Genomic DNA, 20,024 nt, shown 5'->3' with positions numbered 1-20,024 from the left:
TTGAAAGTTTGCAAACCATTAAACCATTGAAACATTTCTATGAATAGAGTTTCAATGCGCAACAACAGTATAGGTTTTATATTTTCACCATTCGGGTAAACTAGCGCTAGTTTTTATTAGCCTCTTTTTTGGAAGATTTAATTTGATTATTCGGCGTTATCTGGTCAAGCAAGTGGTGTCTACATCCTTGGTTGTGATTGCCTTGCTTACCTTGATCATGATGGGTGGTCGACTGATCAAGTACTTTGGCGTAGCGGCACAAGGCCGTTTAGATGTCAGTATTTTGTTCAGTATTATTGGTTACCGACTGCCAGAATTTTTGACCCTGATTCTTCCACTCGGCTTTTTTATCGGTTTGATGCTGGTGTTTGGCCGTCTCTATGTCGACCACGAAATGGCCGTCATGAACGGCAGCGGTGTTAGTCGGCATCAGCTGGGCCGCTTACTGATTCCGCTGACCGTGGTTTTTCTGGCGGTGCAAACCGTGCTTATGGTGTGGATGTCGCCGTGGGGGATTCGCCAGTTTGAACAGCTGACCACCAATCAGGCAGTTCGAACCGGTTTCGATTTGGTCCGTCCCAAAGAGTTTATTTCTTCCGGTCCCTATACCATTTATGCCGGAGACCTGTCAGAAGACCGCCGTAACCTGAAAGATGTATTTTTTTATCAGCGTGCGGAAAAACCGGGTAAACCGGATGTGATGATTCTGGCCAAGGAAGCAACGCGTGTAGAAGTTGCCAATGAAACCGCCAGTATTGTCGATTTAACTGAAGGGCGCCGTTATGAAATTTTCCCCGGCAATCCAAAATATACCCAAGCAGAGTTTCAATCCTATCGTTTACGTCTAGAAAGTGATGCCGAAGCCAAATTTGAAAGTGCCGAAGTCGAAGCATTGCCGATTGGCAAGCTATGGAGCAATCGTGATGATCCGGTGGTGGCGAGTGAACTGGGCTGGCGGATCTTCGTGCCATTTTCAGTGGTGGCAGCTTTAATCTTGGCGATTGCACTTTCAGAAGTAAGCCCTCGACAAGGGCGCTATTTGAAACTATTCCCGGCTTTGCTGATTTTCGCCAGTTTGATTGTGGCCATGATGGCAGTAAAAACCCGTGTTAGTAAAGATGAGCTAGGAATTTGGGCATATCCTTTGGTCTTGCTCGTGTATGGCATTGCTGGAGCCTTGTTCTCCCGAAAACAAAAGCTTGCGCCCAAAATCAAGAAACGAATTCAGCAGGTGAGGTCTTAAAATGTTAGCACGTCGAATCATTGCCAAACATGTGACCAAAACCACGGCCTTAGCCATGCTGGGTGCAACGGTTATCTTATCGGTTCTGCAAGTTTTATTTACCTATCTGGGCGAACTGGGTTCGTTGAATGAAACCTATAATGCATGGCGGGCATTGCAATATGTGTTATGGAGTGCACCCAACTATCTCTATGAAATTTTACCGATTGCTGCCCTGATTGGCGCGGTTCTCGGTTTAGGGACCTTAGCATCCAATAGTGAATTGGTGGTGATGCGTTCAATCGGTATTAGCTTATGGCGGATTGTCGGCTGGGTGGTTCGCTCGGCGCTGATTTTGGTGGTGTTATCCTTTGTGCTTAGCGAATGGGTGATTCCATATACCAATGAGCAGGCCAAGAGCGTAAAAGATCATCGCAGTGTCAGCTCCTTGGGTGAAGTCAATGGCTACTGGACCCGTGAAGGGCAGCGCTTTATCTACATCGATTATGCCAATGCCAAAGGGCAACTGAAACATGTCCAGGTGGTCGACTTCGATGACAGTTATCACTTGAAAGGTGTTTTAAATGCCGAGCAAGGCCAGTTCGTTAAAGATGGGGATTGGAACCTAAAAAGTGCTGCGCAAATGGATATTTTGCCGCAAGGGAATTCAACCTTGGTAAAAACTGATCAGCTGCCTCTGGCTTTAGCCTTGCAACCGAAATATGTGCATATGGTTACGATTGACCCTGAAGATTTATCGCCAAGTCAATTGGTGAGCTTTATGAGTTATATGCATGAATACAGCCAAGTGCCAAAAACCTATAAGCTGGCCTTTTGGCAAAAAGTCGGTTCGCCATTTGCACTCATTGCCTTGGTGCTGATTGCGTGTTCCTTTATTTTTGGTCCCTTGCGTCAACAGTCGATGGGTTTCCGTTTGGTCATCGCCTTATTTATTGGCTTGGGATTCTTCTATCTGCAAGATTTCTTGGGCTATGCAAGCTTGGTGTATTCACCTTCACCGGCATGGTTCGTATTTGTACCGATTATTTTCATGATTATGGTAGGCGGTTATCTGTTGCGACGCGCACGTTAACTGTTGAATAGATAGTGATAAAAACAATGTGCATGATCAGCTTTAGTCATGATCTGCACATAGAGTCTTGACCGAAAATTCGGTAAGATATGACGATGAAATTGTAAACAAAAGAGTGTTCATTATGACGGATGCAACTGCAGGCAAAATCCCTCACGTATTGGTAATTATGGATGGTGTGGGTCATCGCGAAGCGGTCGAAGACAATGCTTTCCTGGCAGCAAAACGACCAAATTTAACTGCTATGCAACAAAAGCATCCCCATGGTTTGATTTCAGGTTCGGGCGAAGATGTTGGACTGCCTGATGGTCAAATGGGCAACTCTGAAGTGGGTCACATGAACCTTGGTGCAGGCCGCGTGCTGTATCAAGATTTCACCCGTATTACCAAAGACATTCGTACAGGTGCTTTTTTTGAGCATGAAGTGCTGGTCGATGCGGTCGAAAAAGCCAAAGCGGCAAATGGTGCAGTACATATTTTGGGCTTGTTGTCACAAGGTGGCGTACATGCACATGAAGACCACATTGTTGCCATGGTGGAACTGGCACTGAAACGTGGGGCAAAAGTTTATCTGCATGCGTTCCTTGATGGCCGGGATACTCCGCCAAAAAGCGCTCAACCCTCACTTGAAAAACTGGATGCAGTCTTTGCACAATATCCAGGTCAGGGTCGTATTGCGAGCATGATCGGCCGTTATTTTGCTATGGATCGTGACAATCGTTGGGATCGTGTTGAACAAGCCTATCGTCTGTTGACTGAAGGTGAAGCGGCACGTAGCGCAACAACAGCAGTTGAAGGTCTGGAACAGGCTTATGCGGCAAATGAGTCGGATGAATTTGTGAAAGCCACCCGTATTGGCGAGCTGGCTAAAATTCAGGATGGCGACAGCGTTGTATTCATGAATTTCCGTGCCGACCGTGCGCGTGAAATCACCAAAGCTCTTGTCGAAAAGGAATTTGCCGGTTTTGAACGTAAAGTGGTTCCCCACCTGTCTAAATTTGTGATGTTGACGCGTTACCAAGCGACGATTGATGCAGCTGTTGCCTATATGCCGGAAGCGTTAAAAAACTCGATTGGCGAATACTTGTCGAATTTGGGTAAAACCCAACTGCGTATTGCTGAAACAGAAAAATATGCCCACGTGACTTTCTTCTTTAGTGGCGGACGTGAAGATGAATATCCGGGTGAAAAACGTATCCTGATTCCTTCTCCAAACGTGGCAACTTATGATCTTAAGCCTGAAATGAGTGCTTATGAAGTTACCGATGAACTGGTTGCTGCAATTAACTCGGGTGAATATGACCTGTTGGTGGTGAACTTTGCCAATGGTGATATGGTCGGACATACCGGTGTATTTGATGCTGCAGTCAAAGCTGTTGAAGCGGTCGATACCTGCCTGGGCCGTGTATATGAAGCAGTGATGGCACAAAAAGGCCATATGCTGATTACCGCTGACCATGGTAATGTTGAGCAGATGCAGGACTACAAGAGTGGTCAGGTACATACTCAGCACACGACGGAACTGGTTCCTTTTATTTATGTAGGGCCAACATCCGCAACGATTGCTGAAGGTGGTGTACTGGCAGACGTGGCGCCAACATTGCTCAGCTTAATGCAAATTCCTGTACCTGAAGAAATGAAAGGTCGTAATTTGATTACTTTAAAATCATAAAATTAACACGATAAACAGGTGAAAGGATGGCTTTACAACGCTGGAAGATGGTTGTCGCTTTAACAACGTTATTCATCTGTGTGAGCCATTCTGCACTTGCTGCTGTCAAAGATCAGCCTGTTTTAGATTTTGATGATGAAGTCGAACAGAATTATGCCGAAGTTCCGGTGGAATCGATTCAGCAATTTGTTCAGATTTATAGCATTGTCAAAGAAAATTATGTTGATGCCAAAAATGATGATGCCTTATTTCAACAAGCGATTAAAGGTCTGGTCAGTGGTCTGGACCGTTATTCTCGCTACTTAAGTCCCGAAGATTACAAACAGCTGATGCAATATACCGAAGGTGATATTGCTTCTGTCGATTTTGAACTGGTTTATGACCAGCAGTTACATCAGTGGGTCATTCATGGTTTAAAGGACAATGCCGATTCGGCCAAGCAAGGTCTGCGTAATGGCGTGACGGTATTTAAGATTGATGATCAAGAGCTGAAAAAACTCAATCCTGATCAGGTCAATAGTTTGCTCAATGGCTCAATTGGTTCGACCTTAACTTTGCAACTGGCACAAAATAGCAGCCCGATTATTTTGGTTCGCAATAAAAAAATAGAAACCGATATTCAGGCCACGCTCTTACATAACCAAGTTTTAGTCATCAAAGTCAAAGTTTTCCAGCAAAATACTGCCAATGAAATTAAGCGTTTAATTGAAGATCAGCCATCTGCACGTCTTAAAGCGGTGTTGCTTGATTTAAGAAATAATCCCGGCGGATTATTGTCTGCTGCGGTTGAAACGGCCGATTTATTTTTAAATCAGGGCGTGATTGTCTCCACCAAAAGCCGTTCTGAAGGCGATCAACAATTTCAGGCTTTACCGAGTTTTGAATTTCAAAATTTAAAGCTGGGTATTTTAATCAATAACCGTTCTGCTTCAGCCGCTGAAGTCTTTACTGCGGCAATGAAAGACCACGGCCGTGCATGGGTCATCGGTGAGAAGAGCTATGGAAAAGGGGTGGTACAAAAACTATTCCCGCTTTCCAACGGTGCCGCTTTACAGATGACGGTGTCGCATTATTACACCCCGAAAGGGCAGATGATTGAAGGTGTGGGGATTCAGCCGAATCAGCAATACCTGCTGCAACATGAGATGAAAGAAGAAAACTATCTTGAGCATGTTGCAGAGGTCATTCTAAACCGCAAATAACCGTTTATTCATCATCCGTATCCAAGCCAAATTTCTTTAAGCGGTAACGTAAAGAGCGAAAAGACATGCCCAGTTTTTTCGCGGCCAGCGTTCTGTTCCAGTGGGTCAAGTTTAGCGCATTGAGCAAAATATCTTTTTCAATATTTTCCAGATAAAGCTCTAAACCTTCATCGGGTAACTTTTTGGCAGAAACCAGAATGTCGCTACGAAAAGCAGGAGGCGCTTCTTGCTGATGCTCTAAAGCTGTCGCTGTTGGATAACGCAGCGGTGCGCTTTGTAAATGCGGCAAGTCAATTTTATCTTCATCACTGAGGGTGATGGCACGTTCGATAATATTGCGCAGCTCACGGACATTGCCCGGATAATATTGGTTTAGCAGAAAGTTTCGTGCGCGTTCAGTCAGTTGTTTTTGAGGAATGCCCCATTCCTGACTAATTTTTTGAATAAAGTGATGCGCCAGTAAAATAATATCATCGCCACGTTCACGCAGGGGCGGAAGCACCAGATCCATCACATGAATACGGAAGAATAAATCTTGTCGAAATCTGCCTTGTTGTACCAATGCTTCCAGGTCTTGATGACTGGCGCTGATCACGCGGAAATCGACATCAATTTCAGCATCTGAACCGACCGGGCGAATCCGTTTTTCCTGTACCGCACGCAGCAGTTTGACCTGCATGGTTAAAGGCAGTTCAGCTATTTCATCCAGAAACAGACTGCCGCCGTGTGCAGATTGAATCAGGCCTTGTTTGTCTTGCGTTGCACCGGTAAAACTGCCTTTCCTATGCCCAAACAGCTCACTTTCCATCAGTTCCGTTGGAATGGCGCCACAGTTAATCGCAATAAAAGGGCCTTCGTTACGATTACTTAAACGGTGCACCAGATTTGCAATGACTTCTTTTCCGGTGCCGGATTCACCGGTAATAAATACAGGCGCCTGAGATCGGGCAATTTTATTTAAGGTAATGCGTAATTGCTGAATCGGCAGAGACTGCCCAATCAATAATTTTTGTTCCAGACTATCTTCTTTGCTTTGGAAATTTTCGACTGGTTTGTTCAAAGCTTTTTGTAACAGCTGTTCCAGATGTTTCTGATTAATAGGTTTACTGACAAAATCAAAAGCCCCGGCTTTTAATGCTGCAATCGCAATTTCCATATTGCCATATGCGGTCAGCACAGCCACAGGCAGGGCAGGAAGATGTTGCCCGATCCATTCTACCAATTGCAGCCCATTACCATCCGGTAAATTCAAATCCGTCAAACAGGCATCATATTGATGATCGGATAAGCATTTTTTTGCCTGTTCAAGACGATAGGCGATATGCGTTTTGATGCCCATGCGTGATAAAGACATTTGCATCAGCGTACACAAATCTTCTTCATCATCCACCAATAAAACAAGTGGTTGTCGTTCCACAATTACACCCCAGCAATATTAATTTTAAGCAACACGTTGGCATTCTATTCGAAAGCATGCCCCTTGTTCTTGTTCTACATAGTCCAGTTTTGCTTGGTTGGCTTCACAAAAACTATGGGATAAGTACAATCCTAAACCAGTTCCCGTGATTTCGGTACTAAAAAAAGGTTGAAATAAAGAGCTTATATTTTTAGATGCCACGCCTGTGCCAAAATCGCGGACTTCAATTCGGACATTTGATTCATGTGAGTAAATGTTTAACTCAATGTGTGAATGCTCAGGTGAATTATGACGAATTGCATTGCGAATCAGGTTAATCAGAATTTGGCGAAATTGTGCTTCATCGAAAGTAATCGAAATTTTATTGGGTATGCTGCACCGAATCTGGTTGATGATATCAGCTAAATCTTCTCGAATCATTTGGGGGATAAATTGATTCAGCTGGATCTGCGCAGGATGTGTTTCTCTATTTCGCACCATATTTAAGGTATCTTGAATGATACGATCAATCCGCTGTGCTTGTTTTGCAATCATCTGACTTAATAAATTTTGCTGAGCTGGATCACTGTCTAGCAGCAGTTCGTTGGCCTGAACAATAGCCGCCAAGGGATTGCGGATTTCATGTGCGATACTGGCAGACAACTGTCCTAAAGCCGCCAGCTTTAACTGCTGTACCCGTTGATTGAGTCTGGCTGCATCTTGCAGCACCAGCAGGGTCAGGGTCTGATGCGGAACCATTAATTTCTGCACTTCGATATGCATATGATAACGGCTCAGCTGTGACTCGAACTGGAACCGTTCACCATCTTGCAGCTGCTCAAATTTAATCAGTTCAAATAAATCCGCCTGGATTTTGTATAAAGGATATTTGTCATAGGCATAGAGTGGGGGAATCCCGAGCAGCAGACACGCTGCAGGATTACTCAGCACGATATGACAGTTTTCATCTAAAACCAGATAGCCGAGTTCAATCTGTTCCAGAATATAACGGTTCAGATTTTGCAGTCGATTGAGTTCCAAGGATTGAGAAAAATTCAAATTTTCCAGCAATTGGAAACGCCGTACCACAATTTGCGCACTGCCATAAACCACAAAAAACAGAAATGCCAATAAGGCACTATTACCGATATTGTTCAGCGAAGAAAAATCAAAAATGCTGCCTAAAAATATTTGATAAATCACGCTAATAACAGCGATGAGGGTAATGATTAAGGCTTTTTTTGCATCTAATAATAAAGAAGCGGCAAAAATGGTAATCACGAATAGCAGACTTACATGCAGATTCGGACCATCCAATGCGAAAGTCAGTAAGCTTAAAGCAATGACATCGACAGTAAATAACAGCGTCAGTTGTTGTGGAATGTTGGCTCGTATTTTTTTAAGACTCAGCAGTTGTATGCAGCCTATCGCTACAAAGCAAATGAGTACGTAAAGATAGAGCTGTGGATAGCGGTAATCTGTATTTAAGTGTGAATAAGTGAGTGAAAAAATCAGCAGAAGACATGTCGCAATAATCAGTCTGTAGGCACCATACCAGATGCCTAAATGATACTGATTAAACTCAAATTTTTTGGTTTTTTGCGTCATGCATGTCTTCTAGAAAGCTCAAGGGAAGTTCCCCAGGAAAGTCATTAAGGTTTAATCAGCCCATAACGAATGGCTAAATGGGTCAGTTTCACATCACTATCTAAATTTAACTTTTCAAAGATCCGATAACGATAGGTATTGACGGTTTTGACACTGACAAAAAGTTTATCGGCAATTTCTTGCGCGCTAATACAATTCACCACCATCATCGCAACCTGCATTTCACGTTCAGAGAGTGCATCAAATGGTGATTGCTGGGTATCTGAAAGATATGAGCTGGCCAATTGCTCGGCAATGTCTGCACTGAAATATTTGCCGCCTTGCATGACTTTATTGATGGCACGAACCATTTCAGTTACAGGTGCGCCTTTGGTGATATACCCTTTAGCACCTGCTTTAAGCAACAATGACGGATAAGGCTCTTCAGCCAGGCCACTCACCGCGACAACTTTGGTTTCAGGTGCACTTTGCAACAGACGACGCGTGGTTTCTACCCCACCAATGCCCGGCATATTCACATCAAGTAACACCACATTCGGATGATGGTGACGGACTAAGGTAATCGCTTCTTCCCCAGATTCAGCCTGACCAATCACTTGAACATCCGCATGGTCTTCGAGCATTCGGCAAATCCCGGTACGTACTAATTCATGATCATCTACTACTAAAACTGTGATCACCTATTTCTCCCCTCATATAAAAAAAACAATTTTTTTGTTACATAAAGCAAAATAAGCTTGCAATGAAATGACAAAATTAGCAATCCTATTATTAATCTTTAAATGAAATGTTAAGCATAAAGGTTTATGCATAAAAAATGTTCACCTTTGTGTTTAAATGTAAGGCATATTTGAGGTAATACACAAATGTATCTTGCCTCCATGAGTTGAGTAAACCACCGTGAAAAATTCGAACAAGTCTTTAATGCATGTGCTAGGTATGTCGATCTTACTTAGTATGAGTTCCAGCAGTTTTGCAGAACTCATCATGGATGCTTCTGGAGGCAAAGGTCAAGCAGCTTTAAACTGGTCTTCTGAAGAGGCCAAACAGTTACTCAATGGCGATGTTTCCGCATTGAACGAAGAACCAACGCCACAAGGTTCAACTAAAATTACCACTTCGGTGCGTAGTTCTAATGGTGTGGTGACTCATTCTGCACCTAAAACCGTACAGATTTTAGATAATTCCAATTATAGCAATCAGCCTTCGGTCAATGCCCGTGCTGCATTGGTGATGGATGGTCAAACTGGCGAAGTACTCTATAGTAAAAATAGTAATACTGCTTTTCCGATTGCATCGATTACCAAGCTGATGACTGCTGTGGTAATTGCCGATGCCAGTTTAAATATGTCGGAAAAAATTACCTTAACTCAAGCCGATTTTTCCTGTTCAGGCTGCAAAAGCTCAAGTTCAACTTTACGCGCTGGCGATAGCATGAATCGTGCGGAAGCCTTACTTTTTGCTTTGATGAAATCGGAAAATCCAGCTGCTGCTGCTTTGGCCCGAACTTTCCCTGGCGGTCGCGCAGCGTTTATTTCTGCAATGAATGCAAAAGCAAAATCCTTGGGTATGAATTCAACTCATTATTTAGAATCAACGGGTTTACATCCGGGTAATGTATCTTCTGCACGTGATTTGGGTATTTTGGTCAATACAGCATCGCAATACGGTTTGATCCGCCAGTTCTCTACCACACCAAGCTACGATTTTAATTTGGGCTACCGTGTATTGAAATCAAACAATACCAATGCCCTAGTGCGTAATGGCGGCTGGAATATCAATATTTCTAAAACCGGTTATATCAATGAGGCAGGGCGTTGTGTGGTCATGCATACCACCTTAAATAATCGTCCAGCAGTAGTGGTACTCTTAGGTGCAGATACTTCTGCTGCGCGAACCAATGATGCAACCCGTTTAATGAATTGGGCCAGCCAACTTCCAAAACGTATCTAATTGCGTTGATCTAATATTGCTATATTAGTAGCGTAAAAAAGCCCTGCAATTGCAGGGCTTTTTCTATTTCTAATGATGCTAAAAAGAATTACATATTAGAAAGGATAGATTCTTTAACCTGATTCATGGTCGCATCAATCGACAACATCACTGCATCAGAACATTGCTTGATGGCAGTATCTGGGTCTTTCAAACCGTTACCTGTTACGGTACAAACGATCACTGAGCCTTCTTTGATTTTGCCGGCTTTAATGTCACGAATCGCACCGCCCACAGACGCTGCAGAAGCAGGTTCTACGAACACGCCTTCGTACATAGAAAGTAGACGCTGTGCTTCAAGAATCTCAGCATCAGTCAGTTCATCAAACCAGCCATTCGAGTCACGAACAACGGCTTTGGCGTGATTCCAGCTTTGTGGATTACCAATACGAATCGCAGTCGCAACAGTTTCAGGGTTTGTAACCGGGCCACCACGTAGGAACGGTGCGGCACCAGATGCTTGATAACCCGCCATAACTGGAAGGCCAGCAGGTTTAGGACCAGTGAAAGCATCTGTTTCAGCGTCGTAAATCACTTGCTCAAACTGTTCTTTCGGCTGATTTGCAATTGCTTCGGTATAACCCATCCAGTGTGCAGTGATGTTACCCGCGTTACCGACTGGCAAGCAGTGGTAATCAGGCGCACGACCTAAAGCTTCAACGATTTCGTAAGCAATGGTTTTTTGACCTTGCAAACGGTACGGGTTGATTGAGTTTACAATGGTTACAGGTGCTTGATCAGCCACTTCTTTAACCAGGCGCATGCCGTCATCGAAGTTACCGCGAATTTGCATGGTGATTGCACCGTACATCATCGCCTGTGCCATTTTACCCATGGCAATTTTGCCTTCAGGAATGAGCACGAATGCTTTGATGCCTGCACGTGCAGCATAAGCAGCAGCGGCAGCTGAGGTATTACCGGTAGAGGCACAAATAATGGCTTTAGAGCCTTCTTCAACCGCTTTGGTTACGGCCATGGTCATGCCACGGTCTTTAAATGAACCAGTCGGGTTTAAGCCTTCGTACTTCACATAGATTTCAACGTCTTTACCAATAATGCGTGGAATGTTCTCAAGCTTGATCAGTGGGGTATTACCTTCACCTAAAGAAATAGCACGAGTGGTTGCAGATACGGGTAAACGGTCGCGATAACGGTCAACTAAACCAGTATAACGATTGGCATTAGACATGATGATGTTCCAATTTTGTGTAGAGCTTGGCAAGGGGAATACTCCCCTCAACCCGATTAATTATCAAGCGATTCTAAACGAATTCGTACAATTTCGCCATGAATGAAAGGCAATGCTTGAATTTGTTGCATCGCTTCATCCATTTTTGATTCCACGATAGGATCAGTTAAAATCACGATCGGAATCAGGTCTTTTAAGCGTGGTTGCTGCATGATGGCGTCAATACTGATTCCGGCACGACTTAAAATCGTGGTGACATCTGCAAGGACGCCCATTTGATCTTCGGCATTGATACGGATGTAATAACCGGTGGTCATTTGTTCGCGCGTTAAAATTGGCAAATCCGTCAAGGCTTCAAAAGCCAACTGCGGAATGGTTCCGGCGCCATCTTCGGTATAAATGATATCACGGACAATGTCGACGACATCGGCCACCACAGCAGAAGCTGTTGGACCTGCACCCGCGCCTGCACCGTAATACAGTGTTGGACCGACTGCATTGGCTTGTACCAAGATCGCATTTTTCACGCCGTTGACATTGGCAATGAGCTGGTCATCCGGAATGAGGGTTGGATGCACGCGTAATTCAATACCTGCATCGGTACGACGTGCAATACCCAAGTGTTTAATACGAAAACCTAAGTCTTCTGCATATTTCACATCTTGGGCGGTAACTTTGCCAATCCCTTCAGTAAATACTTTATCAAACTGTAGCGGAATACCAAATGCACATGAAGCCAGAATTGTCAGTTTATGTGCCGCATCAATGCCTTCTACGTCAAAGGTAGGATCAGCTTCGGCATAACCGAGTTCTTGCGCTTCTTTCAGAACATCAGGAAAAGCACGACCTTTTTCACGCATTTCACTTAAGATAAAATTGCCAGTGCCATTAATAATGCCTGCCAACCAGTCAATTTTATTGGCAGCCAAGCCTTCACGAATCACTTTAATAATTGGAATGCCGCCGGCAACTGCTGCTTCATAGGCAATCTGCACGGCATTGTCTTCAGCCGCTTTAAATAGCTCATTGCCATGTTCAGCCAGCAAGGCTTTATTGGCAGTGACAATATGCTTGCCATGTTTCATGGCTTCCATAATCACTTCATAGGCAGGGTGAATTCCGCCCATCACCTCAACCACAACGTCAACATCAGGCTGACGTACAATTTCTAAAAGATCAGCACTTTGTTTGATTGATTCTGGAAGATCCAAATCAGGACGCGGACGACGTGTACCCACATGGGTAATTTCAATTTCTCGACCGGTGCGACGTCTAATCTCAGCAGCGTTTTCTTTTAAAAGTTTAAGGGCACCACCACCTACAGTACCAAGACCGAGGATTGCCAGACGAACTGGTTTCACGTCACACTCCAATATCAAATCAATTTTAAGCGAACCTAGATCATAGCTAAAAAAAGCATGAGACTCTAGGAAAGAAATCACTTTCTCTGCAACTATAAAAAACAGTAATTTAACGAATAAAAATTAGTTATTTAAACGTTCTGCCAATTCTTCAGGAGACAGGTATCCACCCAGGTAAACACCATCTTCATTGTAAATGGCAGGGGTACCGTTCACGCCCATATTTAGACCGAGTTGATATTGATCTTTAACAGGATTCTTGCAGGTCGCTGGAGTAAGTGGCGCACCGGCAATAGCCTGGTTAAAGGCAGCCTGGCGATCTTCACTACACCAGACACTTTCCATGGCTGGCATGAACTGTTCGCCACGTGGCCAGGCGATATAACGCACTTCAATGCCTTTGGCATTAATCTCGCTCATATGTTCATGCAGTTTATGGCAATACGGGCAGCTGGCATCGGTAAACACATACACAATATGTTTGGTCTTGCCTTGCGCTTTATAAACTAAAAGGTCTTCGGTTTTTAAGCCCGCCAGTAACTTTTTGTTGGTTGCGGATTGCAGGTTTTCACTGACATTATGAATTTTGCTGTCGCCTAAACGAAGCACATCGCCCTGAATAATGTATTTACCATCTGCGGTTGCATAAACAGACGACATGCCTTCAAGGTTGACCCAATACAGATTCGGTACTTCAGTGGCTTTAATATCCAGTACTTTGGCGTTGATATTGGCTTTTTTAAAATGCTGTTGCAGGGTCTTAATCAGACGCTGCTGTGCATTGCGCTCGGACAGATTAGATGCTTGTCCGGTTGCCGGTGCGCTTGCGGTTAAAGTGCCTTGCTTTTTTTCATCGTTATTTGAGTTGGAACAGGCAGTAATGATCAAGCTGCTTGCCAAAGTGCATGCAATAAAAATTTTTGAGCGGGTAAATGACATAAATAACCCTTTCTTTTAGCTATAGATAAAAATTGATCGCCTAGCATAACAAAAAAAAAGCCAGGCTCGTTAACACTTCTTGGTCTTAGATGATGAATGAAGATCGGACTAAGCGCGAGGGTGATGCGTGGCATGCAGTTGCTGCATACGCACTTGGGCCACGTGGGTGTAAATTTGGGTGGTTGATAAGTCACTGTGACCCAATAACATCTGAACGACACGCAAGTCTGCGCCATGATTGAGCAAATGGGTGGCAAAGGCATGACGTAAAGTATGCGGTGATAATTCAGCCTGTACACCTGCTTGTAGTGCATAGCGTTTAATTGCATACCAAAAATTTTGCCGGCTCATAATGCCGCCGTGCTGGGTCAAAAACACATAGTCGGTGGCAGATTTATACAAGCTGGAACGTGCTTCATTCAGATATTTTTCAATCCATTCACAGGCCACTTGTCCTAAAGGTACCAAGCGTTCTTTATTGCCTTTACCGACTATACGTAAATAGCCCTGTTTTAAATTAATCAGTTCAAGGCGCAAATTGAGCAATTCAGTCACCCGTAGCCCACAGGCATATAGCACTTCGAGCATGGCGCGATCACGCAAACCCAAAGCCGTTTCAATATCGGGGGCATGAATTAAGGCTTCAACTTCTTGTTCGGAAATATCTTTGGGCAGCGAACGGCCAATTTTAGGGGTTTTATGGGTCGCAACCGGGTTATCCGAGCGAAGTTTTTGTTCACGTAAAAATTTATAAAAAGAACGTAATGCAGAAAGTGATCGGGCAATCGAGCGCGGGCTTTTGCCCTGTTTGGTTAATGCCAGTAGAACATCAGCCACATCATCGCTGGACCAAGCCGGCATTGAATTGGAGTTGCATTGACTACATTGAACCAAATCAGACAGATAGGCATTACGTGTATGCGGACTTACGGTTTGTGCAATTAAATAATCTCGGAAACCCTGTAAAAAACTTAAATGTTCAGGAATGCTCACCGGAGCAGGAATACGAGGTTTTTTATTAAGCATGTCACTTCTACATTGAATGAAAAATCCAAGTTTTTCTTGGCTTGGGCCAATTTAGAACAATTCCTTAGCAATGTCGATGTGAGAGAGCAGATGAGAATTGGAATCAAACCTTACTTGGTAATTATTCTCATTTGTTTGTATACTGTTCAAAATATTTTAGGATTAGATGCGGTGCGTTTATCTGATTTAAAAGTGAAACAAACGGCCATCATCAGCAAAGTCAACAGAACTTTAGATGGCAATAATTCTTTAAACGATTTGGTCGCAAGCCGTTTAGAGACTCTAGGTTTTGTTCCGGGCACAAAAGTACAGGTCATTACCAAAGGTATTTTTGGTGGCGACCCGATTTTGATTCAAGTTGGATTTACCCGATTCGCACTGCGTAAAGTTGAAGCTGAAAAAATTGAAATTAATCTTGAGGGAGCACCTGCATGAGTGATGCGCTGCGTATTGCCCTGGTAGGTAACCCAAACTGCGGTAAAACATCATTATTTAACCATCTGACCGGTACCCGTCAGAAAGTCGCGAACTATGCCGGTGTCACGGTTGAGCGTAAGGTGGGGCAGTTTACCTTGCCATCCGGTAAACCGGTTCGTGTTCTGGATTTACCCGGAACTTATAGTTTAGATGCAACCAGTCCGGATGAAGCGATTACCCGTGATGTGGTGCAAGGCAAAATTGCCGGCGAAGAGCAGCAAGATGCATTTTTGTGTGTGGTTGATGCCACTAACCTGAAACTGCATTTAGGTTTGGTTCTAGAGATGATCGAGCTGGGACGACCAATTCTGCTTGTGCTGAACATGATGGATGAAGCGCGTCGCCGTGGCATGCAAATCAATACGCAAAAGTTGGCGGAACGTTTGGGTATTCCTGTGGTGGAAACCGTAGCCGTGCGTAATTCAGGCATTGAAAACCTGATGAATGCGCTGGATCAAGGTAAATATTCAACTCCACATACCGAACTTAGCGGCTTAACTGGTGATAACCATCATAAGATCACCACGATCTTGCATGATGTAGTGCATTCAGTCGATCAGGAAGATAAACGCTCCGATTTGCTCGATAAAATATTTTTACATCCGGTTTTAGGTCTGGTTAGCCTCGCCTTAATGATGTTTGTGGTGTTTCAGGCGGTATTTGCTTGGGCTGCACCTTTTATGGACGGGATTGAAACCTTCTTCGGCTGGTTCGGTGAATATGTTGGACAGCACATAGCGCATCCATTACTGAACAGCTTGGTGGTGGACGGGATTATTGCCGGAGCAGGCGGGGTAGTGGTGTTCCTGCCACAAATCTTGATTCTGTTCTTCTTCATTCTAGTCCTGGAAGAATCGGGTTATTTACCGCGTGCTGCGTTCTTGCTGGATAAACTGATGTTTAAAGCTGGCTTAAGTGGCCGTGCGTTTATTCCATTGCTGTCGAGTTTTGCATGTGCGGTACCTGGGATTATGGCAACCCGCAGTATTAGCGACCCACGAGATCGTTTAACCACGATTTTTGTTGCGCCGTTAATGACCTGTTCTGCCCGTTTACCGGTATATGCCTTATTGATTGCCGCCTTTATTCCGGAATATATGGTGTGGGGTGTGTTTAATCTGCAGGGTCTGGTGCTGTTTGCTTTATATATGGCCGGAATTGTCAGTGCGCTGATGGTATCTTTCATCTTAAAGTTTTTCCAGAAAGACAAATCCCAACATATGTTGCTGATGGAATTGCCAAGTTACCGCTTTCCTGACGTGAAAAGTATTTGGATTGGTTTGCTGGACCGCGCCAAAATTTTCTTGAAACGTGTCGGTGGCATCATCTTCGCGTTATCTATTCTGCTTTGGTTCTTGTGTACCTTCCCGCAACCGCCAGTAGGTGCAACTTTACCTGACATTGATTATTCCCTTGCAGGTATGCTCGGTCACGTGATGCAACCAATTTTTGCACCGCTTGGCTTTAACTGGCAGATCTGTATTGCCCTAATTCCTGCAATGGCGGCACGTGAAGTGGTGGTGGCTGCACTGGGTACGGTTTACGCCTTGTCTGCAACCAATGATGATGCAATATCGCAAGGCTTGGCCTCTATTATTAGCAGTGATGGTCGCCTTGGCTGGTCGCTGGCGACCGGTTTATCCCTGTTGGTCTGGTTTATTTATGCACCGCATTGTCTGGCTACATTGGCAACGGTGAAACGTGAAACCGGGTCCTGGAAAACTGTGAGCTTTATGACCGCTTATTTATTTGGTTTGGCTTATTTGATGTCGTTCCTGACCTATCAAATTGCGGCCCACTATTTGGGTTAATTGAATTGGATTAAGTTGACTGAAAAATAATCTGCATGGGAGATTGAAATGATTGAAGTAGTAATTGTTGCGGCATTGGTAATTTGGAGTGCAGTGGTTGTCTTCAAGAAAGTGTTTCCTCAGACGGCAAACTCGGTCTTCATGCAATTGTCCAATGTTTGTGCCAAACAGGGCTGGCTCAGTTTAGCCAAATGGTTAAAACCTGCAATGGTTTCTGGATGTGGTGGAAGTTGTGGCTGTTCGGCAACTGAGGACAGCACACAGAAAAAACCGCAAGTCCAAGCGGTAAAATGGAAGTAATTTTCTAATTTTTGCCGAATTTAAAAAAACCGTCTTTTTTATGACGGTTTTTTTACGCGCGGACACAAAAAAAGACGCATAAAGTCAAAACAGAAAAAGCATTCAAAAGAGCAAAGTGCTAACATTTTGTCAGTTTTAAAACATACCAAAATATGGGGTAAAAATGTTAATTCAACGTGGTGGATTAAAAGTCGTTGCAGGACTCGGAATTTCAGGTGTTGCAGCAGTAAATTTCTTACATGAAAATGGCTACCGCGTTGCAGTAACAGATTCTCGAAAGACACCACCGGGACACGACCAGATTCCAGCCGAAGTTCAAACCAGTTTTGGTCAGCTCGATCAAGAGCTGTTATTGCAAGCTGAGGAAATCGTGATTAGCCCGGGACTTGATCCTAAAATTCCTGCAATTCAGGCAGCAGTTGCCAAAGGCATTGCTGTGGTCAGTGAAATCCAGATTTTACGCCGTGCTACCGATAAGCCAATTATGGCGATCACCGGTTCAAACGCTAAAAGTACCGTGACTACCTTAATTGGCTTGATGGCGAAAGATGCCGGAATTAAAGTAGCCGTTGGCGGCAATCTCGGTCGTCCGGCACTGGATTTAACCAAAGATGATCCAGAGCTGTATATCTTGGAACTTTCCAGCTTTCAGTTGGAAACCACATCTAATCTAGATGCAGAAGTGGCAGTCGTCCTTAATTTAAGTGAAGATCACTTAGACCGCCATGGTGACATGATGGGTTATCACACTGCAAAACACCGTATTTTCCAAGGTGTTAAAAAGGTTGTGTTTAACCGTGATGACTCACTGACCCGTCCATTGGTTCCTGATGCTACACCGATGCAAAGCTTTGGCTTGAATGCACCCGATATCAATCAATATGGTGTATTGAGAGATACCGATGGCACCCTCTGGTTGGCACGTGGTCGCGTACGTTTGCTGAAAAGCTCGGACATGTACATTCAAGGTACCCATAACGTTGCCAATGCTTTGGCATGCCTGGCTTTGGGTGAGGCGATTGGTTTGCCACTTGAGTCAATGCTTGAAACTTTAAAAACCTTTAAAGGCCTGGAGCATCGCTGTGAGTTCGTGAAAGAAGTGAATGGGGTGCGTTATTACAATGACTCTAAAGGCACCAATATTGGGGCAACCTTAGCCGCAATTGATGGTTTGGGTGCTGCGATTGAGCCGCAACAGGGCAAAGTGGCGATTATTTTAGGCGGTCAAGGTAAAGGACAGGATTTTACGGCCTTAGCTGATGCTTTAACGAAATATGCAAAAGTCGCGGTATTGATTGGTGAAGACCGCCCAGTGATTGAACAAGCCATTGCCGGAACCACCACTTTGATTCACGCGGAATCTTTAAAAGAAGCCGTGGAATTATGCCAACAACATACCCAAGCCAATGATGTGGTGCTATTGTCACCTGCATGTGCAAGTTTTGATATGTTTAAAGGTTATAGTGAACGTGGACACCAGTTTGTTGAATGTGTGAACACACTTGCTTAGAAGAATGATAAGGAACGTTGTATGGCTGGGTTAGCTCAGACGACCATAAGTAAAATTAATCAGGTCTATAATGAGTGGGGAGCAAAAATCCCTGCTGAAGTTACACCACGTAATGTGCTGATTTTTTGTGTGATTGCCTTGCTGTGTATTGGTTCAATCATGGTGGCATCGGCATCGATGCCCTATGCTGACCGTTTACATGAAAATGCATTTCACTACGTGATCCGGCATGGGATTTCAATTTTTGTGGCTGCTGTAGCCGCATTTTTAACTTATAAAATCTCGTTAAATATCTGGTTCAATAATACCTTTCCCTTGTGGATCATGACCATTTTATTACTGGCGGTGGTGTTAGTCGTCGGCAGCGAGGTTAATGGTTCTACCCGCTGGATTCGTATTGCTGGCTTTACCTTGCAGGCATCCGAAGTCGCCAAAGTGATGATGGCCATCTTTACCGCTGATTATGTGGTGCGAAGGGCAGAAGAGGTTCGAAATAACCTTTCCGGGCTGTTCCGCTTAGGCGGGGTGATGATTATTACCGTCGGTTTAATCCTGGCTGAACCGGACTTGGGGGCAACTGCGGTTATTGTCTTGATGATTTTGGGGGTGTTCTTCCTTGCAGGCGCACCGGCCATTCAATTTATTGCCTTTTTGGCCTTTATTATTCTAGGCTTGGCTGCCGCGATTATCCTTGAGCCCTACCGATTACAACGTGCCTTGTCTTTTACCGATCCTTGGGCGGACCCCTTAGGTACCGGTTACCAGCTTTCCAACGCACTGATGGCCTTTGGCCGGGGTGAATGGGCCGGGGTGGGGCTGGGACACAGTATTCAGAAAATGTCTTATCTTCCTGAAGCACATACTGACTTTATGCTGGCCATTTTAGGTGAAGAGTTTGGCTTCTTTGGCATCAGCACCGTGTTGATCTTGTCCTTCGTGATGCTGGTCTGTTGTATCAAAATCGGACACCGTGCTTTGCAGCATCAATATTTACGCGCAGGCTATTTGGCTTATGGCATCAGTATCATTTTCCTGCTGCAAATTCTGGTCAATGCCGGAATGAATATGGGCATGTTGCCAACCAAAGGTTTGACTCTGCCGTTTATTAGTTATGGCGGTTCATCGCTAATTATGTGTGCCGTGATGATCAGTCTGGTTTTGAAGATTGATGCAACCACGCAAAAAGCCAACCCGAGTAAGGAAGAATCAAGCTTCTAGCCTTGATT

17 protein-coding genes are annotated in these 20,024 nt (G+C 44.3%); 10 read left to right on the top strand and 7 right to left on the bottom strand.

Annotated elements, in window-relative coordinates:
* The first annotated feature begins 142 nt into the window (after nt 1-142).
* From lptF to E0H81_RS03930, 4 genes are all read left to right on the top strand, one after another.
* Entirely contained in the window at nt 143-1,243 is a 1,101-nt protein-coding gene (lptF, locus tag E0H81_RS03945) for an LPS export ABC transporter permease LptF (protein WP_131316700.1), read from the top strand.
* Nucleotide 1,244: 1 nt separating this feature from the next.
* Nucleotides 1,245-2,315: an LPS export ABC transporter permease LptG gene (lptG, locus tag E0H81_RS03940; protein ID WP_131316698.1), complete on the top strand. Its 1,071-nt coding sequence runs from the start codon at nt 1,245-1,247 to the stop codon at nt 2,313-2,315.
* Nucleotides 2,316-2,439: 124 nt separating this feature from the next.
* Nucleotides 2,440-3,987: a 2,3-bisphosphoglycerate-independent phosphoglycerate mutase gene (gpmI, locus tag E0H81_RS03935; RefSeq protein ID WP_131316696.1), complete on the top strand. Its 1,548-nt coding sequence runs from the start codon at nt 2,440-2,442 to the stop codon at nt 3,985-3,987.
* A gap of 26 nt (nt 3,988-4,013) precedes the next feature.
* Entirely contained in the window at nt 4,014-5,189 is a 1,176-nt protein-coding gene (locus E0H81_RS03930; RefSeq protein ID WP_131316694.1) for a S41 family peptidase, read from the top strand.
* A gap of 4 nt (nt 5,190-5,193) precedes the next feature.
* On the opposite strand, the gene E0H81_RS03925 is transcribed toward E0H81_RS03930, so the two are convergent.
* From E0H81_RS03925 to gacA, 3 genes are read right to left on the bottom strand one after another with little or no spacing between them, the layout of a single operon-like run.
* Nucleotides 5,194-6,609: a sigma-54-dependent transcriptional regulator gene (locus E0H81_RS03925; protein ID WP_378235535.1), complete on the bottom strand. Its 1,416-nt coding sequence runs from the start codon at nt 6,607-6,609 to the stop codon at nt 5,194-5,196.
* A gap of 21 nt (nt 6,610-6,630) precedes the next feature.
* Nucleotides 6,631-8,193 (bottom strand): sensor histidine kinase, encoded by a 1,563-nt coding sequence (locus tag E0H81_RS03920; RefSeq protein ID WP_131316690.1) that lies wholly within the window; start codon nt 8,191-8,193, stop codon nt 6,631-6,633.
* Between the two features lie 44 nt (nt 8,194-8,237).
* On the bottom strand, nt 8,238-8,873 hold the full coding sequence (gene gacA, locus E0H81_RS03915; RefSeq protein ID WP_131267965.1) for a response regulator transcription factor GacA: 636 nt from the start codon (nt 8,871-8,873) through the stop codon (nt 8,238-8,240).
* Nucleotides 8,874-9,093: 220 nt separating this feature from the next.
* Here gacA and E0H81_RS03910 point away from each other — a divergent pair, with 220 nt between their 5' ends.
* Nucleotides 9,094-10,146, top strand: a complete 1,053-nt coding sequence (locus E0H81_RS03910) for a serine hydrolase (protein WP_131316688.1) — start codon at nt 9,094-9,096, stop codon at nt 10,144-10,146.
* Nucleotides 10,147-10,234: 88 nt separating this feature from the next.
* On the opposite strand, the gene thrC is transcribed toward E0H81_RS03910, so the two are convergent.
* The 4 genes from thrC to xerD all read right to left on the bottom strand — a co-directional run bounded on the left by thrC (nt 10,235) and on the right by xerD (nt 14,700).
* The gene (thrC, locus tag E0H81_RS03905; RefSeq protein WP_131316686.1) at nt 10,235-11,374 is read right to left on the bottom strand and encodes a threonine synthase; all 1,140 of its coding nucleotides are present in this window, start codon (nt 11,372-11,374) and stop codon (nt 10,235-10,237) included.
* 56 nt (nt 11,375-11,430) lie between these two features.
* Nucleotides 11,431-12,735, bottom strand: coding sequence for a homoserine dehydrogenase (locus tag E0H81_RS03900; RefSeq protein WP_131316684.1), 1,305 nt, complete (start codon nt 12,733-12,735; stop codon nt 11,431-11,433).
* Between the two features lie 123 nt (nt 12,736-12,858).
* Nucleotides 12,859-13,674 (bottom strand): DsbC family protein, encoded by an 816-nt coding sequence (locus E0H81_RS03895; protein WP_131316683.1) that lies wholly within the window; start codon nt 13,672-13,674, stop codon nt 12,859-12,861.
* A 108-nt stretch (nt 13,675-13,782) separates the two neighbouring features.
* On the bottom strand, nt 13,783-14,700 hold the full coding sequence (gene xerD / locus E0H81_RS03890; protein WP_131316682.1) for a site-specific tyrosine recombinase XerD: 918 nt from the start codon (nt 14,698-14,700) through the stop codon (nt 13,783-13,785).
* 171 nt (nt 14,701-14,871) lie between these two features.
* On the opposite strand from xerD, the gene E0H81_RS03885 reads away from it, so the two are divergent.
* The 5 genes from E0H81_RS03885 to ftsW all read left to right on the top strand — a co-directional run bounded on the left by E0H81_RS03885 (nt 14,872) and on the right by ftsW (nt 20,016).
* Nucleotides 14,872-15,135 carry a FeoA family protein gene (locus E0H81_RS03885; protein WP_205677715.1) on the top strand — a complete coding sequence of 88 codons (264 nt, stop codon included), beginning with the start codon at nt 14,872-14,874 and terminating at the stop codon, nt 15,133-15,135.
* Nucleotides 15,132-16,988 (top strand): ferrous iron transporter B, encoded by a 1,857-nt coding sequence (feoB, locus tag E0H81_RS03880; RefSeq protein ID WP_131316678.1) that lies wholly within the window; start codon nt 15,132-15,134, stop codon nt 16,986-16,988. The genes E0H81_RS03885 and feoB overlap by 4 nt, the downstream gene beginning before the upstream one ends.
* A gap of 48 nt (nt 16,989-17,036) precedes the next feature.
* Nucleotides 17,037-17,288: a DUF6587 family protein gene (locus E0H81_RS03875; RefSeq protein ID WP_131316676.1), complete on the top strand. Its 252-nt coding sequence runs from the start codon at nt 17,037-17,039 to the stop codon at nt 17,286-17,288.
* A gap of 163 nt (nt 17,289-17,451) precedes the next feature.
* Entirely contained in the window at nt 17,452-18,798 is a 1,347-nt protein-coding gene (gene murD, locus E0H81_RS03870; protein WP_131316674.1) for a UDP-N-acetylmuramoyl-L-alanine--D-glutamate ligase, read from the top strand.
* A 21-nt stretch (nt 18,799-18,819) separates the two neighbouring features.
* Nucleotides 18,820-20,016: a putative lipid II flippase FtsW gene (gene ftsW, locus E0H81_RS03865; RefSeq protein ID WP_131316672.1), complete on the top strand. Its 1,197-nt coding sequence runs from the start codon at nt 18,820-18,822 to the stop codon at nt 20,014-20,016.
* Nucleotides 20,017-20,024 lie beyond the last annotated feature (8 nt).

Origin of the sequence: Acinetobacter terrestris (genome assembly GCF_004331155.1) — a bacterium.
Lineage (GTDB): Bacteria > Pseudomonadota > Gammaproteobacteria > Pseudomonadales > Moraxellaceae > Acinetobacter > Acinetobacter terrestris.
The sequence above is the reverse complement of the archived record's forward strand: the minus strand, read 5'-3'. Positions and strand labels throughout refer to the sequence as shown.

Excerpts from the sequence above, each read along its gene's own strand:
- lptG (WP_131316698.1), top strand. The coding sequence starts at position 1,245 with ATGTTAGCACGTCGAATCATTGCCAAACATGTGACCAAAACCACGGCC.
- gpmI (WP_131316696.1), top strand. The coding sequence starts at position 2,440 with ATGACGGATGCAACTGCAGGCAAAATCCCTCACGTATTGGTAATTATG.
- E0H81_RS03930 (WP_131316694.1), top strand. The coding sequence starts at position 4,014 with ATGGCTTTACAACGCTGGAAGATGGTTGTCGCTTTAACAACGTTATTC.
- E0H81_RS03920 (WP_131316690.1), bottom strand. The coding sequence starts at position 8,193 with ATGACGCAAAAAACCAAAAAATTTGAGTTTAATCAGTATCATTTAGGC.
- thrC (WP_131316686.1), bottom strand. The coding sequence starts at position 11,374 with ATGTCTAATGCCAATCGTTATACTGGTTTAGTTGACCGTTATCGCGAC.
- E0H81_RS03895 (WP_131316683.1), bottom strand. The coding sequence starts at position 13,674 with ATGTCATTTACCCGCTCAAAAATTTTTATTGCATGCACTTTGGCAAGC.
- xerD (WP_131316682.1), bottom strand. The coding sequence starts at position 14,700 with ATGCTTAATAAAAAACCTCGTATTCCTGCTCCGGTGAGCATTCCTGAA.
- feoB (WP_131316678.1), top strand. The coding sequence starts at position 15,132 with ATGAGTGATGCGCTGCGTATTGCCCTGGTAGGTAACCCAAACTGCGGT.
- E0H81_RS03875 (WP_131316676.1), top strand. The coding sequence starts at position 17,037 with ATGATTGAAGTAGTAATTGTTGCGGCATTGGTAATTTGGAGTGCAGTG.
- murD (WP_131316674.1), top strand. The coding sequence starts at position 17,452 with ATGTTAATTCAACGTGGTGGATTAAAAGTCGTTGCAGGACTCGGAATT.
- ftsW (WP_131316672.1), top strand. The coding sequence starts at position 18,820 with ATGGCTGGGTTAGCTCAGACGACCATAAGTAAAATTAATCAGGTCTAT.